The following is a 17,105-nucleotide window of genomic DNA, read 5'->3' on the forward strand; positions in this document are numbered from 1 at the left end:
AGCTTTTGCTGGGTTTAATTTATCGTTCTTAGGTTCAAAATGCTTTCTTATCTTTGAGCTATGGACAATAGAATCACACAACTTTTTGGAATTAAATACCCGATTGTTCAAGCGGGTATGGTTTGGACCAGTGGTTGGAGACTTGCCTCAGCAGCTTCGAATGCTGGTATTTTAGGAATCATTGGGGCGGGATCTATGTATCCTCCTGTGCTAGAGGAGCATATTGCTAAATGCAAACAGGCAACCAAAGCACCCTTTGGTGTTAATATTCCTTTACTTTACCCAAATATTGAGGAGTTGCTCAAAATTGTAGTAGAGCAAGGGGTTAAAATTGTATTTACCTCGGCAGGTAATCCTAGTACTTGGACGCCATTTTTAAAAGAACATGGTGTAACAGTGGTTCACGTGGTAAGTAGCGTAAAGTTTGCATTAAAAGCGCAGCAATCTGGAGTAGATGCCGTTGTGGCTGAAGGATTCGAGGCTGGAGGTCATAATGGAAGAGAAGAGACCACTACCATGAGTTTAATACCTATGGTCAGAAGGGTGTTGGACATTCCTTTAATTGCCGCTGGAGGAATAGCAACAGGTAGGGCCATGCTAGCGGCTATAGTCCTTGGAGCTGAAGGAGTACAAATCGGAAGTCGGTTTGTGGCAAGTGATGAGGCTTCAGCACATCAAAATTTCAAAGAAATGGTGGTTGCCTCCAAAGAGGGCGATACTAAACTCACCTTAAAAGAACTCACGCCAGTGAGGTTACTGAAGAACAAATTTTTTCATGAAATTGAAGATTTATACTCCCAAGGTGCTTCAAAAGAAGTTTTAGCCACTCATCTAGGTAGAGGTCGAGCAAAAAAGGGCATGTTTGAGGGCGATCTCGAACAAGGTGAACTTGAAATTGGTCAGATAAGTGGGCTGATTAATGCTATTAAGCCTGTCGCAACCATTGTCCAAGAAATTGTTTCAGAGTATCGGTCTTGTTTACAAGAAATTAAAAGTAGAGGTTATGATATATAGGGATGAAACTATTCAACAATGTATTTTCAATAATCCCACATTATTACAACCATATGAACGATCTGGATTTACACCCTTGTCCAAATGTTGATAGCGGTTCCATTATATGTATTAAAATACGGACCCCAAAAAAATAGCTGCTGACTAAAAGTGTACAACAGCTATTCTCACCCTCTATGAAATATATTATTAAAACTTTCTAAAAGCAATATGCATTCTCCTGGATAACTTTGTCGGCCACAGTATTTCGGAGGTCTACAATGTTAGGGAAGTTGGTATATTTTGTATAGCGTTTAAGCCCCATAAGCATCATTCGTTGTTCATCTGAATCAGCAATTGAAATGATAGCTTCCTTACCTTTTGCATTTACTTTTTCTACTGCGTTAAAGAGGTAAAGTTTTGCCATCGCTATGTGATGCTTTTGTGAATCCTCACCAAATCTATTAGCATTTTTTTGTGTTCTCAAAAGGGCTGATTCAGCCATATAAATTTGAATAAGAATATCTGATGCTGCCATTAAAATCTGTTGATGTTCCTCTAGATCTTGCCCAAATTTTTGAACAGCGGAACCTGCAATCATTAAAAATGCTTTTTTAAGATTTGCGATGATTTGTTTTTCTTCTGCAAATAGTTCAGAGTAATCAGGAGTGTTAAAGTCTGGGATCCCCATTAGCTCCTCTTTCACTGCCATTGCAGGACCTAGTAAATCTACATGACCCTTCATCGCTTTTTTGATCAACATGCCCACAGAGAGCATTCTATTGATTTCGTTGGTTCCTTCGTATATTCTTGAAATACGAGCATCTCGCCATGCAGACTCCATGGGAGTGTCTGCAGAAAAGCCCATTCCTCCAAATATTTGGATTCCTTCATCAGTGCAGTCTTGACAGTGCTCAGAAGCTGCTACTTTTAGAATTGAACATTCAATAGCAAATTCTTCAAATCCTTTGAGTTCCGCTTCCTGATGGCTCTCCCCATTGCTTATTCGGATCGCAATTCTGTCCTCTATATTTTTAGCCGCTCTATATACCGCAGATTCATCCACATAGGCTGCTGTTGCCATTTGGGCTATTTTTGCTTTAATGGCACCAAACTGACTTATAGGCGTTTTAAACTGAATGCGATCATTGGCATACTTTATAGCCTCAGTGATCACACGGCGCTGTGCATCTAAACACGCTCCAGCCAATTTAATTCTACCAACATTAAGAGCATTCATAGCAATTTTAAATCCATTTCCTCGTTCGGATAACATGTTCTCAACGGGCACCTTGGTCTGGTTAAAAAACACTTGGCGGGTGGAAGAAGAATGAATCCCTAGTTTTTTCTCTTCTTCGCCAAAAGTAATACCATTTTCAGGATCGTTCTCTACAATAAATCCAGTGATATACTTATCGTCTTCAATTCTGGCGAAAACGATAAAAAGATTTGCAAAGCCTGCATTGGATATCCACATTTTTTGCCCACTGATTAAATAATGTTTTCCATCATCGGACAATACCGCTTTGGTTTTACCACTATTGGCATCAGAACCTGCACCAGGTTCTGTTAAACAGTATGCACCAAACCATTCACCTGTGGCCAGTTTGGGAACATATTTTTGCTTTTGTTCTTCTGTTCCATATAATAGAATTGGCATTGTCCCGATACCAGTATGTGCTCCAAATGCCGTAGCCAATGAACCAGTGGCACCTGAGATATAGTCACACACTAGCATGGTGGTTACAAAACTCATTCCTAAACCACCGTACTGCTCAGGTACAGCGGTTCCTAATAATCCAAGCTCTGCAGCTTTACCCATAATCTCTTCTGTAAAGCCGTAGTCTTTATTTTCGAATCGATCCTTATGTGGCCATACCTCTCGATCTACAAATTCTTTTACTGCATCGCGCATCATCTGTTGTTCTTCCGAAAAATCTTCTGGAGTAAAAACATCCGCTGCCTTGGTCTGTTTTACTAAAAATTGACCACCTCTAATTGTTTCTTGTTTGGTTTCCATCACACTTTGTTTTTTTAGTTTAAAAACTCATAAACGCCGGCAGCACCCTGCCCAGTACCTACACACATGGTAACAATACCATATTTGTTTTTACGTTTTCTCATCTCATCAAATAATTGAACGGAGAGTTTTGCCCCTGTACATCCAAGTGGATGTCCTAAAGCAATAGCTCCACCATTGACATTGACAATATCAGGATTTAAACCTGTCTCTCTAATAACAGCTACAGATTGCGAAGCAAAAGCTTCATTTAACTCCACTAGGTCGATGTCGTTTAATTTCAACCCTGCTTGATCTAGTGCCTTTGGAATAGCTCTAATAGGGCCTATTCCCATAATCCTGGGTGGCACACCAACAGCTGAAAATGAAACTAACCTTGCGATGGGTTCTAAATTGAGCTCCTTGACCATTTTTTCACTCATCACTAAAGTAAACGCCGCTCCGTCACTCATTTGTGATGAATTTCCAGCAGTTACGCTTCCATTTTGAGCAAATACAGGACGAAGTTTGGCTAATATTTCTTTGGAAGTATCTGCCCTAGGACCTTCATCAGTATCGAAAATGTATTGTTTGGTAGCCTTTTTACCTGCTTTATCGACATAGACCTGTTCTATATTTATGGGAACAATTTGATTTTTAAATCGATTCTCTTTAATGGCTTTTAAAGCTTTTTGGTGAGAGTTATAAGAAAATTCATCTTGTTCCTCACGTGATATTTTGTATTGATTTGCAACTGCCTCAGCAGTTAACCCCATTCCCCAATAATAATCCTCATGTCCCTTTTTGGCCACTTCATAATTAGGTACTGGTTTATAACCTCCCATTGGAATATAACTCATGCTTTCTGCTCCACCAGCGATGATGCAATCGGCCATCCCTGATTGTATTTTTGCAGTTGCGATGCTGATGGTCTCTAAACCAGAAGCACAATATCTGTTGACCGTTACTCCAGGAACTTCCTCAACACCTAATCCCATTAAGGAGATCAAGCGTCCCATGTTTAATCCTTGTTCTGCTTCTGGCATGGCATTTCCAACAATGACATCATCGATTCGTTTAACATCAAGCTGGGGTACCTGCTTTAACATGTGTTGGATCGTCTCTGCAGCTAATTCATCGGGTCTTTTAAAACGGAGTAAGCCTCGGGGTGCTTTTCCAACCGCAGTCCTGTAAGCTTGTACTATATATGCTGTATTTTTCATGTTCTAATTTTTTGATTTGAAAATTTAATTTCTAAGTGGTTTACCTGTTTTCAACATATGTTGTATTCTCTCCAAGGTTTTTCGTTCCGTACATAGGGATAGGAAAGCTTCACGTTCTAGATCGAGTAAATACTGCTCTGAAACCAAAGTGGCTTCAGATAAGTCACCTCCCGCCATTACATAGGCCAATTTGTTGGCAATTTTCAAATCGTGTTCTGAGATGTATCCTCCAGCCTTCATGGCATCGGTTCCTACCAGAAACATACCGAGAGCTTGTTTTCCTAATACCTTAATATCTTTTCGTTTAACAGGTTGGGTATATCCAGCCTCTGCCATAATTAGGGCATGCTTTTTGGCCTCGGCAATCAATCGATCATTATTTACCACAACGATGTCTTTTCCTTTTTGGAGTATATTCAAATCAAAGGCTTCATAGGCAGAAGTAGATACTTTAGCCATTCCAATATTTAAGAAGTGTTCCCGAAGGACATTGAGTTCAACATCATCCTTTCTAAAGAGATCAGCAGCTCGTAAGGTCATTTCTTTTGATCCACCACCGCCTGGAATGACCCCTACACCAAATTCAACTAATCCTATATAAGTTTCAGCAGCTGCGACTACCTTATCGGCATGCATGGATAATTCACAACCTCCTCCTAGTGTCATGCCGTGTGGAGCGGCCACTGTAGGGATGGCGGAGTATCGCATTCTCATCATGGTATCCTGGAAGGTCTTAATGGCAAAATTAAGCTCATCATATTCCTGTTCCACAGCCATCATAAAGATCATTCCGATATTGGCTCCCACGGAGAAATTGGCACCTTGGTTTCCAATGACTAATCCCTGAAAATCCTTTTCAGCGATATCGATCGCTTTGTTTAGCCCTTGGATAACTTCACCTCCGAGGGTATTCATTTTTGAAATAAACTCAACATTGAGTATACCATCACCCAGATCTTCAATCACTATCCCTGGGTTTTTCCATACTTCTTTTGTGGTTCTTATGTTGTCTAGAATAACAAAGGCGTCTTGTCCGGGCTTTTTCAGATAGTGCTTTTTAGGGATATCATAGTAATAAGTAGCTCCTTCTTTAACGGTATAGAATGAAGTAGAACCCGCGTTCACCATCTCAGTCACCCAAGAGGCTACTTCGAGGTTTTCATTTTTCATTAGTGCTATTCCCTTCTCGACTCCTATAGCATCCCAAATCTCAAAAGGACCATGTTGCCACCCAAAACCAGCTTTCATTGCATCGTCGATACGATACAACTCATCTGATATTTCAGGGATTCTATTTTGCACATAGGCAAAAAGAGAGGCAAAGTTCTTTCGGTAAAATTCACCAGCTTTATCTTTGCCACCAACCAGTATTGGAAATCTATCTGAGACGCGTTCTACGGACTTGGTGAGCTCCAAAGTATCAAAATGTGTCTTTTTACTTTCTTGGTATTCTAGGGTATCTAAATTGAGTTCTAGTATAGTGCTCTTGCCACTTTTATTTTTTATCTTTTTATAAAATCCTTGACCAGTTTTACTACCCAACCAATTGTTGTGCATCATAGTTTGGATGAAATCAGGTAGTTTGAATAATTCTCTTGCCTGATCTTGTGGACAATTTTCATATAAACCATTAGCTACATGTACAAGGGTATCTAGTCCTACTACATCTACCGTTCTAAATGTAGCCGATTTTGGTCGTCCAATTACGGGACCAGTCAATTTATCAACCTCAGATACCGTTAGTCCCATCTCTTTAACCTGATGGAATAAGCTTTGTATCCCAAATATACCAATACGATTTCCGATAAAGGCTGGGGTGTCTTTGGCTAGCACAGAAGTTTTACCAAGGAATTTCTCTCCGTACTCCATTAAAAAAGAGACCACCTCACTTTTACAATTAGGACCTGGAACCACTTCAAAGAGTTTTAAATATCGGGGAGGATTAAAAAAGTGGGTTACAGCAAAATGTTTTTGGAAATCTTCACTTCTCCCTTGATTCATAAATTGGATTGGGATCCCAGAGGTATTGGAGGTAATAAGGGTTCCCGGACTTCGATGTTTTTCTATGGATTCAAAAACCGACTTTTTAATGTCGAGTCTTTCAATTACGACCTCTATAATCCAGTCTACATGTTTAATTTTAGAAATATCATCTTCGAGATTTCCAGTGGAAATACGATCCGCAAACTTTTTATTATAAATAGGAGAGGGGTTCGATTTTAATGCAGCTTGTAGGTTCTCGTTTACCACACGATTTCTAACAACGGCATCCTCCATCGAAAGGCCTTTTGCCTTTTCCTTGTCATTGAGTTCTCTTGGTAGAATGTCTAACAATAAAACTTCCACACCAATATTGGCAAAATGACATGCAATTCCGCTCCCCATAATTCCTGAGCCGATCACCGCTACTTTTTTAATATGTCTTTTCATTTTGTGTTTGGGTTTTTAATATTTATCTGTGGTAATATGGCTTTTTCCAATTTTTTAATTGGAATATATTTTTTTCTCTGATATCAATTCATGGATCACACTAGTGACCTTATAGAATCCTTTTAAATCCTCCTGGGTAACATGATTTCGAACGATGTCGTTAAATCTAAGAACAACCTCTTTCGAAAAGTCTCTTTTTTGTTTTCCAAATTCGGTTAAACATATCAGCACACCGCGTCCATCATTGGGGTTTGGTCGCCGGACAATTAAACCTTTCTCTTCCATACTTTTTAAAATCCTAGAGAGGCTTGTGCCTTCCATCCCCATTTTCGGTCCTAATGTAGTGGACGAAGATCCAGACTCAGGATCAATACTCAACAAGGTAAATCCGATGGCCATGGTACTTTGTTCTTTGGCAGCTTCTTCATTATACATCTTGGCTACTGCTTGCCAAGTAGCTCTTAATACAAAATCTATAGTCTTATCCTTCATTATTCTAATGTGGTCATACCCAAATATACGAATAATTTATTATGCATGCATAGTAAATAGATGAATTTTTTGATAATATTTTAAAACCCTGATTTAAGATCGCTATACAAAAAAACGCTTCCGATGGGAAGCGTTCAATTTGTTGGTATATTATTCTGGTTTATACATGGATTTATAGAGATCCATATATTTTTCTTTTATGATTCTCCTCTTGAGTTTTAAAGTAGGTGTGAGATGCCCCTGCTCCACACTCCATTCATCTGGAGTTAATTCAAATTTCTTAACTTGTTCCCATCGCCCAAATTGTTGGTTGTATTTGGAAACTTCTTCCCCGATGCGTTCGATTACTTTTGGGTTTTTAACAAGCGCTTGATTATCGGCGATGTCGATTTTTTGTCGTCTGGCCCATTTGTAAACAAATTCAAAATTAGGTTGAATCAGTGCGCAAGGCATTTTTTCACCTTCTCCAACAACCATGATCTGCTCAATAAATCGGGATTGTTTCATTTGATTTTCTATCATTTGGGGTGCGACATACTTACCGCCTGAGGTTTTAAAGATTTCTTTTTTACGATCGGTTATTTTTAGAAAGCCGTCAGGATCAACTTGCCCGATATCACCCGTGTGGAAATATTCACCTTCCATGGCCTCTTTGGTCTTTTCTTCATCTTTATAATAACCTAACATGATGTTGGGCCCTTTACACAGAATTTCTCCGTCTTCTGCAATTTTAACTTCGACATTGGGAAGCATACGACCAACGGTCCCGATTTTCCAACCGCGGTTGTTCTGGTCATTTACCGCAATCACAGGAGAGGTTTCAGTGAGTCCATACCCTTCCATCACAGGTATTCCAGCAGCGCCGAATATTCGAGCTAACCTAGGTTGAAGAGCTGCACTTCCTGAGACCAATATTTTTAAGTTCCCCCCAAGACCTTCTTGCCACTTACTGAAAATGAGCTTACGCGCTATCTTTAATTTAAATTCATACCAAGGACCATTGGCTCCATAGGGTTCGAAAACTTCTCCTAATTCAATAGCCCAGAAGAATAATTTCTTCTTGATTCCACTTAATTCACTTCCTTTGGCCTGTATTTTATCATATACTTTTTCAATAAGGCGCGGTACAACCGTCATTACATGCGGTTTAACTTCTTTTAAATTATCACTCATCTTGTCTATGGATTCGGCAAAATGAATGCTAATACCACAGTACTGATAAAGGTAAACCACCATACGCTCGAATATGTGACAGATGGGTAAAAAACTAAGTGCTTTGTCCCCTGTTGTAAGTGGTACGCGCTCCTCACTGCCCAATACATTGGATACAATATTATTATGTGAGAGCATGACAGCTTTTGGCTTTCCTGTGGTCCCTGAGGTATATATAAGTGTCGCTAAATCTTCGGTAGATACTGCATCCATTCTCGATTGAACTTCGTGTTGGTTGCTTTGATCTTCACCCAGAGTGTATACTTCCTTTAGACTTTTAACCCCTTCTAATTCTCTAAAAGAATAAACTTCCTTTAAAGAGGGAACTTTTTCCTTTATCGAATTCAACTTCTCTAAAATTTCCATATCACTCACAATACAGTACTTCGACTCCGAGTGATTTAAAATATACAAGTAATCCTCTGCGGATATGGTAGGGTAGATGGGGACGTTCTGTGCACCAATTTGTAAAATGCCAATATCTGCAATATTCCAATCCGCACTATTGTTATGCGAGATTATGGCAATTTTATCATTAGGCTGTACCCCTAATCGAAGAAGACCACGACTCAATTGATTGGCCCGATCGACATAATTTTGAGAGGAAACAGTCTCCCATTTGTTATTGTGTTTGGTTGCAAATGCAGTTTCTAAGTTGAATTTCTCCAGCTGATAATGTGGGAAATCAAACAAACGGGTTACCTTAGTCATGATTATTAGTAATAAGAATTATACTATGCAAAATATGAAATTTGCTGACTATTTTCAAAAGAAGATATAAAAAAAGGAGTTGTTGGCCAACAACTCCTTTTTTTATATGGGAAGGTATCTGTTCCTTCTTTATTTGTCTTCCAGCCATTTTCTAGCGTTGATAAACGCCTCTAGCCATGGAGAAACTTCATCGTTTCTATTTTCTGGGTAATTCGCCCAGTTCCACTGAAAAATGGATCTTTCAAAATGTGGCATGGTAACCAGGTGTCTTCCATCATCAGAAACCATCATAGCGGTGTTGTAATCCGATCCATTCGGGTTGGCTGGATATTCTTGGTACCCGTATTTAGCGACAATGTTGTATCGATCTTCTGGATATGGGAGTGTAAACCTACCTTCTCCGTGGGAAACCCAAATTCCCAAAGTGCTTCCAGCTAAAGATTTTAACATTACTGAATTGTTTTCTTGGATGGTTACCGAGGTGAAAATACTCTCGTGTTTCCCACTTTTGTTAGGATGCATTTGTGGTTTTTGCTCGTGATCTGGATAAACCAACCCGAGTTCCATCCAAAGTTGACATCCATTACAAATACCTACCGAAAGAGTATCTGGTCTTTTAAAGAATTTCTTAAGTGCTTGGTTGGCTTTTTCATTATATAAAAATGCTCCTGCCCATCCTTTTGCTGATCCCAATACATCGGAATTAGAAAAGCCTCCTACTGATCCTATGAATTGGATATCTTCTAATGTTTCACGACCACTTATTAAATCAGTCATGTGAACGTCTTTAACATCAAATCCAGCTAAATACATGGCATGGGCCATCTCGCGCTCAGAATTACTTCCTTTTTCACGTAAGATAGCCGCTTTAGGCCTCTTTCCACTGACAGGTTGAAGTTTTCCAGTAAAGTGTTTTGGGAATTCATAACGCAATGGTTGAACTTTATAATTGTTATATCGCTGCGTTGCAAGATCATTCTTGGTTTGTTTTTGATCTAAAAGATAGGAGGTTTTAAACCACACATCCCTAAGTTGGCTTACGCTAAAGGAGAAACTATCTTGATTATTTAGTATTTGAAGTCGATCTCCCTCAACTGCTTTACCAATTTTATGTGCTTTGACTCCATTATTTTTAAAAGCTGTTTCAACAGCAGTATCATCCTTGGCCTGGATGACTACACCTGTGTTCTCACTAAAGAGGACTTTAATAGAATCCTCCTCTCCAAGCAATGAAAGGTTAAGTTGAGCTCCCAGATCCGTATTTGAAAAACACATCTCCAATAAAGTAGTAATTAATCCACCACTACCTATATCGTGGCCTGCAGCAATCTTATCGTTTTTGATAAGCTCCTGCAAGGTGTTAAATGCTGCTTTAAATCCTTCAGGGTTGGTTACCGTCGGCGCTTGGCTTCCGATGGTTTTAATAATTTGACCAAAAGAAGAACCTCCTAATTTAAACTGATCTTCTGATAAGTTGATATAATACAAGCTTCCTGCATTTGGTTTAAGGACTGGCTCGACTACTTTTTTAATATCACTGCAATGACCTCCAGCTGATATAATCACGGTCCCTGGAGCAATAATTTCGCCATCTGGATACTTTTGTTTCATCGAAAGGGAATCTTTGCCTGTAGGTATATTAATTCCAAGGGCAATGGCAAACTCAGAACAGCCTTCTACTGCGTTGTATAATCGAGCATCTTCTCCTTCATTTTTACAAGCCCACATCCAGTTGGCTGATAGGGAAACCGATTTAAGACCCTGCTCAAGTGGTGCCCAAACAATGTTGGTCAGCGCTTCTGCGATGGCGTTTCTACTCCCAGCAACAGGATCAATAAGTGCAGCTACTGGAGAATGACCTATGGCGGTTGCAATGCCATCTTTTCCCTTATAATCCAAAGCCATTACCCCACAGTTGTTTAAAGGCAGTTGAAGTTCCCCAACACACTGTTGTTTGGCAACAAGTCCTGAGACACATCGGTCCACCTTGTTAGTTAACCAATCTTTACATCCAACAGCTTCCAATTGTAAAAGCGCTTCTAGGTAGCTATGAAGGTTCTCTAAGGAGTATGGTTGATCTTTATAAGTTCTTTCAATAGTGGCATCGGTCATAACTGTTTTAGGTGAGCTACCGAACATATCGGAAAGCGCTAAATCCATCGGTTTTTCACCACTGGTTTTAGATTGAAAACTAAACACCTGATCTTCCGATACCTCACCTACTTCGTAGAGAGGGGTGCGTTCGCGTTCTGCGATCTTAATGAGTTTATTCTTATTTTCTTCGGCAATAATAAGGCCCATTCGTTCTTGGGATTCATTACCGATGATTTCTTTAGCAGATAGCGTAGGGTCACCCACTGGTAGTTTATCCAGATCAATGTGTCCACCAGTATCTTCAACTAGTTCTGAGAGACAGTTTAAATGGCCTCCTGCTCCGTGATCATGAATGGAAACAATGTGGTTCTCTTGACTCTCTACCATCCCTCTAACTGCATTGGCTACACGTTTTTGCATCTCAGGATTGGAGCGTTGTACAGCATTAAGTTCGATCCCGCTGCTGAATTCTCCAGTATCTGCAGAGGAAACAGCGGCGCCTCCCATACCTATACGGTAATTTTCACCTCCTAATACAATAATTTTATCACTAGGTTCTGGCTTTCCTTTTATAGCTTGGGATTGTTTTCCATAGCCAATCCCACCAGCTAGCATAATGACTTTATCGAAACCGAGTTTTCTGGCCTTGTCTCCTAATTCATCATGAGCCTCGTCATGTTCAAAAGTAAGGACTGAACCATTAATTAAAGGTTGTCCGAATTTGTTTCCAAAATCAGACGCTCCATTGGAGGCTTTTATTAGGATATCGATAGGGGTTTGGTATAACCACTTTCGCTCTTCCATATTGTTTTCCCAGGGACGGTCTTTTTCCAATCGTGAGTATGAGGTCATATAAACTGCAGAGCCTGCTAATGGCAATGAACCTTTTCCTCCAGCTAAACGATCTCGTATTTCTCCTCCCGATCCTGTTGCAGCGCCATTAAATGGCTCTACAGTGGTAGGGAAGTTATGAGTTTCTGCTTTTATAGATAATACCGAATCGTATTGTTGTTCCTGATAGAAGTCAGGATGTTCTGCGCTTTTAGGTGCAAATTGAGTTGCTTTAGGCCCTTTTAAAAATGCAACGTTATCCTTGTAGGCAGAAACAATTGTATTGGGATTTTCTTCAGAAGTTTTTTTAATCAATTTAAAAAGGGAAAGCTCTTTTTCTTGACCATCGATAATAAAAGTACCATTAAAAATCTTATGCCTACAGTGTTCAGAATTGACCTGAGAGAAACCAAAAACTTCTGAATCAGTTAATTTACGGCCTAATTTTTCTGCTAGTTGATTGAGATAATCAACCTCTTCTTCATTTAATGACAACCCTTCTTGAATATTGTATGCGGCGATGTCATCAATCTCTTTAATTGATTCTGGCTCAATATCCACTTGGAAGATGGATTGATTTAAGGAATCAAATTTTTGAGATAGCATCACATCAAAATCGGTAGTATCACTGGAGCATGAGAGAAATTCTTCGATTCGAATAATTCCTCGAATGTCCATGTTTTGTGTGATTTCCACGGCATTGGTACTCCATGGTGTGATCATTGCTGCTCTAGGGCCAATAAAAAAAGCGTCAATGGACGCCGAATCTATTTGTGGCTGATTGCCAAATAACCAAACAAGTTTTGAGGTATCTTCCTGAGAAAGTTCGCTATTTGTTTGAACGGCGTAAACCTTAATTTTCGGGTTTCCGAAGAAAAGAATCATAGGGTTGCGGTGTTTATGTCCTTTAATGAGACCTGTTCTATAAAAATAAAGTGCAAATTTAAGTAATTCTATCCTATTTCAGGCTACTTATAATTGGTGATTTTAAATTCAAAATTAAGGCATTAAATTGCATTTCCACTTTATGGTGATTGACAGCTGTAGTATACCTTATTGGCGCTTGATCCTAGTATTAGTTACAGGCGCGATTGGTTTATTTTTTTAACGCTTTTTGGATACCTTCCTTTACCAGTGGTTCCATAATGGCATATCCTTTGACAGTGGGGTGAACTCCATCATGAGCGAGCTCTGGGCTTAATCCATTTTGATCATTCACCATAGCAGTGAAATAATCCACATAAACTAGCTCGTTTTTCTCAGCGTACTGCTTCAAGAGCTTGTTTAATTCAATTACTTTTTCAGCAGGTTTAATGGATGGCCTCCAAGGAAAGTTGTTCGCTGGTAGGACCGAACAAATTACTGGCTTAATGTCATTGGCTTGAGCCAGTTCTACCATAGAGATAATGTTTCCAAAAACGTCTTCCAATGCGATGGGTCCTGTATTTTCCGCAATATCATTGATTCCAGCTAAAAACACCACAACCTTTGGGTTGAGGTCAATGACATCTCTGCGAAAACGGAGTAACATCTGAGAGGTGGTTTGCCCGCTGATTCCCCGATCGATATAAGGGTTTGTTTCGAAAAACGCAGGGCGTGCATTTATCCAACCTTCTGTAATGGAATTTCCCATAAAGACAACCCTGTCTTCAGTTGCTTTTACTGGAGCGAGTGCGGCATTTTGAGCTGCATATCTATCAAAATTAGCAAATTCGGTTGCGGATTCTTGGCCGAAGGATTGTGAAAGACTAAGCATGAGAATGATCGAAAGTATTTTTTTCATTTTTATTTTATTAAAGGTTTTCAAGTGTTATCAAAGTTACTCAAAATTAGAAAGATTAAATTGTAAAGTAACCAATTTGATGGCGGTGATCAGGTGAAATTTTTCCTGCTTGAAAGGGTCGCAAAATAGCCAAGTGATTTAATCCCAAAGATTCTCTGCCTTCGGGCCACCCCATATCATAGTAGCCAAATACGGATTGTCTATAAAAGGATTGCGATTTCCTTGGACTTTTTCGATCCGATTATTTCGCTGGATTTCAAAATCATCTACGGGGTCTTCAGCGTTCCATTTTAAGAAGAGTTCTAGGGATCCAACATCCTCAAAAGACTCTGCGTATCGAAGATTTAAATACATTATCATTCTAGCAACATCACCCTTCCATTGATCCCCTGGGTACCACGAGTTGTTTTTTAGTTTATAGCTTCCTTTGCCTTGAGTAAAGGGATGGTTGCTTCGTTTCGAATTCAAGCGGATATCACAAACCCTTAAATGGTGTAAATCTCCCTTGGCTGTATTGACTATTAAGGATTGCGGATATACGTGTTCGGTGTTAAAGGTTTGTGGTTGGTAGTTGTTAGCGCCAGAGTGGAACTCCTTCCTATACCGACGTTCTCCTGAATAGATTAGCACAACACTATCGCGTTGTCCCACCTGGGCATCAATGTCGTAGAGTTGTTTGTGCCGAGCACTATAGCTTTGGATATTTACATGTTTAGAAATTGTGGTGGTAGCCAACCCTTCATATAACGCCATATTATCTTGAGTAAAATCAACTTGGCTGTAGTAGGATTCTAAATTAGCAGGGATTTTAAGATAGCCGACACGATTTTGCGATTCCGTATCACTGGTCGACTTTTCAACTCGGGCTCGATCCTTACAACTAAAAACCAAGGAAGAGGTCCAAATAACTAGCAGTAATATCTTTGCTGAGCTGTATTGAAAGTTAGTCATGTAATGGAACTTATTTTTAGTTAGTTCTCTCTAATAGGGCCATGTAGAAACCGTCAAATCCTGAGGTAGATGCAAGGATTTTTTTGTCTTTTAAAAGTCTGAAATTTTGCCCTTCCGGCGAGGTTAAAAATGCGGTGACCTGATCTTGATTCTCTGATGGAAGAATGGAACAGGTAGCATAAACCATTTTTCCACTCACCTTTAGCATTTTGGAATAATTTCTTAAGATCTCTTGTTGTACCTCTTTGATGGTATCTAGAAATTCAGGCTGAAGTTTCCACTTAGCATCTGGATTTCTTCTTAGAACACCAAGTCCGCTACAGGGAGCATCAATAAGAACTCTATCCATGGAATTGTGAAGCTTCTTAATTACCTTACTAGAATCAATTTCTCTAGTTTCTATATTATGAGCACCGTTTCTTCGAGCACGTCTTTTGAGCTCTTTTAATTTGTTGGCATAGATATCTAGGGCGATAATCTGCCCTTTATTATTCATTTTCGAAGCTAGGTGAAGCGTTTTACCTCCAGCGCCAGCACAGCTATCAACCACTCGCATCCCTGGTTCAACATCCAATAATTCCGCAACAAGTTGCGAGGAGGCATCTTGTACCTCGAAAAGGCCATTTTGAAAAGCGTCCGTTTTAAAGATATTTGATCGTTCCTTTAAGAGTAGCGCATCAGGATAATTTGTTATAAATGCAGTGTCGATATTTTCTTGTCGTAGCAATTTTTGGAGTGTTTTCTTATCGGTTTTTAACCTGTTCACCCTTAATATAACAGCTGCTTGTTGGTTTAAGGCATGTATTTCACTTTCCCAGACTTTTTCACCGAGTTCTTTAACAGCTACTTCATCCATCCAATCCGGGATGGATTCGCGGTATTTTCGGATTTTACTAAGCTCGTCAAATTTCCCTTTAATTCGTCTACTTGGTGTTCCTTCTAATTGCTTCCAATCGGGTAGTTGTATGCCTTTTAAAACCGCCCATACGGCAAAAATTCGCCATAGATTTTCTCTAGTGAAAGGTTCGTGAACCTCGGCAATCTGCGCATACAAGCGTTTCCACCGTACGATTTCATAGGAAGTTTCCGCAATAAAACCACGATCTCGTACACCCCAACGCTTATCTCTTTTAAGGAGTTGTTCTACCACCTTATCAGCATACTTATCTTCATTAAAAATAAGCTGGAGCCCGTCAATGACGGCATATACAAGATTTCTGTGAAGTCGCATAAATAATTATAATAATTTTAATTCAACCACTTTTTGGTGGTATAATTTGAATGCAAAGGTATTGTTTTGTGAACTATTAAACTTATTTTTAGCAAAAGAAATATAGTCATATTATGCAGAAGCTTATTGTCATTTTTTTGGGGCTCTTTGTGGGTTCCTGTATCAATCAAACCTATCAACCTCATCAGTACACAAAAGTTGAGATTAAGGACATTTACTTGGATACTACAAGTATAAGAGCCATAACCTTGATGCAAGGAAATCTTGGCTTTGCTGGTTCTAACAATACCTTTGGCATCTACAATACCCAAGGCAACAAAACAGCTTCCAAACAAATAACATACGATAGCCTTGAATTGGAGTTCAGGGCCGTGGCATCTACCAGTACAGACTTTTTTATGCTTAGTATTGAGAGTCCTGCTTTGTTGTATAAAACCGGAGATCACGGGCAGATGGAAGTAGTTTATAAAGAAGAAGGAGCGGGTGTGTTTTACAATGCTATGGCATTTTGGAATGATCAGGAAGGGATTGCAGTAGGGGATCCAACGGACGGTTGTTTGTCCATTATCATAACTAGAGATGGAGGGAATAGCTGGAATAAACTAAACTGTGGAGTGCTGCCAGCACAGGTGGAAGGGGAGTACGCCTTTGCTGCAAGTAACACAAATATTGCAGTGGTAGGTAATCATACCTGGATTGCAACGGGAGGATCAAAGGCACGGGTTTTTTATTCACCAGATAAAGGAGTGAACTGGGAGGTCTACGACACTCCTATAGTTCAAGGAGAACCTACTGAAGGGATCTACTCTATTGCATTTTACGATGAAAAAACGGGCTTTATTATAGGCGGAGATTATACGAAGCCACAGGACAACATGGCTAATAAAGCCATTACTAAAGACGGCGGAAAAACTTGGCAACTTGTGGGGCAAGGGGAAGATCCTGGATATCGTTCATGTGTACAATACTTGCCAGGAAGCCGGGCAAATGAACTAGTTGCAGTAGGTTTTAAAGGTATATCTTTTAGTAATGATTCAGGAGAAGATTGGAAGCAATTATCAGATGAACCCTTCTATACATTAAAGTTTACCAGTGATAGTACCGCATTTGCGGCGGGCAACGGAAGGATCGCTAAATTAACTTTTAAATAAGTCC

General features: G+C 39.6%; 11 protein-coding genes. 2 read left to right on the plus strand and 9 right to left on the minus strand.

Annotated elements, in window-relative coordinates:
- Positions 1-60 precede the first annotated feature (60 nt).
- Positions 61-1,014 carry an NAD(P)H-dependent flavin oxidoreductase gene (locus VKY50_RS09505; protein WP_324301219.1) on the plus strand — a complete coding sequence of 318 codons (954 nt, stop codon included), beginning with the start codon at positions 61-63 and terminating at the stop codon, positions 1,012-1,014.
- A gap of 199 nt (positions 1,015-1,213) precedes the next feature.
- On the opposite strand, the gene VKY50_RS09510 is transcribed toward VKY50_RS09505, so the two are convergent.
- The 9 genes from VKY50_RS09510 to VKY50_RS09550 all read right to left on the minus strand — a co-directional run bounded on the left by VKY50_RS09510 (position 1,214) and on the right by VKY50_RS09550 (position 15,950).
- Positions 1,214-3,013, minus strand: a complete 1,800-nt coding sequence (locus VKY50_RS09510) for an acyl-CoA dehydrogenase family protein (RefSeq protein WP_324301221.1) — start codon at positions 3,011-3,013, stop codon at positions 1,214-1,216.
- A 14-nt stretch (positions 3,014-3,027) separates the two neighbouring features.
- Positions 3,028-4,215, minus strand: a complete 1,188-nt coding sequence (locus VKY50_RS09515) for an acetyl-CoA C-acyltransferase (RefSeq protein WP_324301223.1) — start codon at positions 4,213-4,215, stop codon at positions 3,028-3,030.
- A gap of 24 nt (positions 4,216-4,239) precedes the next feature.
- The gene (locus VKY50_RS09520) at positions 4,240-6,645 is read right to left on the minus strand and encodes a 3-hydroxyacyl-CoA dehydrogenase/enoyl-CoA hydratase family protein (protein WP_324301226.1); all 2,406 of its coding nucleotides are present in this window, start codon (positions 6,643-6,645) and stop codon (positions 4,240-4,242) included.
- Positions 6,646-6,699: 54 nt separating this feature from the next.
- Positions 6,700-7,137 carry a MarR family winged helix-turn-helix transcriptional regulator gene (locus VKY50_RS09525; RefSeq protein WP_324301228.1) on the minus strand — a complete coding sequence of 146 codons (438 nt, stop codon included), beginning with the start codon at positions 7,135-7,137 and terminating at the stop codon, positions 6,700-6,702.
- A gap of 150 nt (positions 7,138-7,287) precedes the next feature.
- Entirely contained in the window at positions 7,288-9,060 is a 1,773-nt protein-coding gene (locus VKY50_RS09530; RefSeq protein ID WP_324301230.1) for an AMP-dependent synthetase/ligase, read from the minus strand.
- A 129-nt stretch (positions 9,061-9,189) separates the two neighbouring features.
- Positions 9,190-12,870: a phosphoribosylformylglycinamidine synthase gene (gene purL, locus VKY50_RS09535; RefSeq protein WP_324301233.1), complete on the minus strand. Its 3,681-nt coding sequence runs from the start codon at positions 12,868-12,870 to the stop codon at positions 9,190-9,192.
- Positions 12,871-13,081: 211 nt separating this feature from the next.
- Positions 13,082-13,768, minus strand: coding sequence for an SGNH/GDSL hydrolase family protein (locus VKY50_RS09540; protein WP_324301235.1), 687 nt, complete (start codon positions 13,766-13,768; stop codon positions 13,082-13,084).
- 138 nt (positions 13,769-13,906) lie between these two features.
- Positions 13,907-14,719 (minus strand): endonuclease I family protein, encoded by an 813-nt coding sequence (locus tag VKY50_RS09545; RefSeq protein ID WP_324301237.1) that lies wholly within the window; start codon positions 14,717-14,719, stop codon positions 13,907-13,909.
- A gap of 16 nt (positions 14,720-14,735) precedes the next feature.
- Positions 14,736-15,950 carry an RsmB/NOP family class I SAM-dependent RNA methyltransferase gene (locus VKY50_RS09550; protein WP_324301239.1) on the minus strand — a complete coding sequence of 405 codons (1,215 nt, stop codon included), beginning with the start codon at positions 15,948-15,950 and terminating at the stop codon, positions 14,736-14,738.
- 113 nt (positions 15,951-16,063) lie between these two features.
- Here VKY50_RS09550 and VKY50_RS09555 point away from each other — a divergent pair, with 113 nt between their 5' ends.
- Positions 16,064-17,101: a WD40/YVTN/BNR-like repeat-containing protein gene (locus VKY50_RS09555; RefSeq protein WP_324301241.1), complete on the plus strand. Its 1,038-nt coding sequence runs from the start codon at positions 16,064-16,066 to the stop codon at positions 17,099-17,101.
- Positions 17,102-17,105 lie beyond the last annotated feature (4 nt).

Source organism: Galbibacter sp. (assembly GCF_035306585.1).
In the GTDB taxonomy this organism is placed as follows: domain Bacteria; phylum Bacteroidota; class Bacteroidia; order Flavobacteriales; family Flavobacteriaceae; genus Galbibacter.

Coding starts and splice junctions, on each gene's coding strand:
- VKY50_RS09505 (WP_324301219.1), top strand. CDS start 61: ATGGACAATAGAATCACACAACTTTTTGGAATTAAATACCCGATTGTT.
- VKY50_RS09510 (WP_324301221.1), bottom strand. CDS start 3,013: ATGGAAACCAAACAAGAAACAATTAGAGGTGGTCAATTTTTAGTAAAA.
- VKY50_RS09515 (WP_324301223.1), bottom strand. CDS start 4,215: ATGAAAAATACAGCATATATAGTACAAGCTTACAGGACTGCGGTTGGA.
- VKY50_RS09520 (WP_324301226.1), bottom strand. CDS start 6,645: ATGAAAAGACATATTAAAAAAGTAGCGGTGATCGGCTCAGGAATTATG.
- VKY50_RS09525 (WP_324301228.1), bottom strand. CDS start 7,137: ATGAAGGATAAGACTATAGATTTTGTATTAAGAGCTACTTGGCAAGCA.
- VKY50_RS09530 (WP_324301230.1), bottom strand. CDS start 9,060: ATGACTAAGGTAACCCGTTTGTTTGATTTCCCACATTATCAGCTGGAG.
- purL (WP_324301233.1), bottom strand. CDS start 12,870: ATGATTCTTTTCTTCGGAAACCCGAAAATTAAGGTTTACGCCGTTCAA.
- VKY50_RS09540 (WP_324301235.1), bottom strand. CDS start 13,768: ATGAAAAAAATACTTTCGATCATTCTCATGCTTAGTCTTTCACAATCC.
- VKY50_RS09545 (WP_324301237.1), bottom strand. CDS start 14,719: ATGACTAACTTTCAATACAGCTCAGCAAAGATATTACTGCTAGTTATT.
- VKY50_RS09550 (WP_324301239.1), bottom strand. CDS start 15,950: ATGCGACTTCACAGAAATCTTGTATATGCCGTCATTGACGGGCTCCAG.
- VKY50_RS09555 (WP_324301241.1), top strand. CDS start 16,064: ATGCAGAAGCTTATTGTCATTTTTTTGGGGCTCTTTGTGGGTTCCTGT.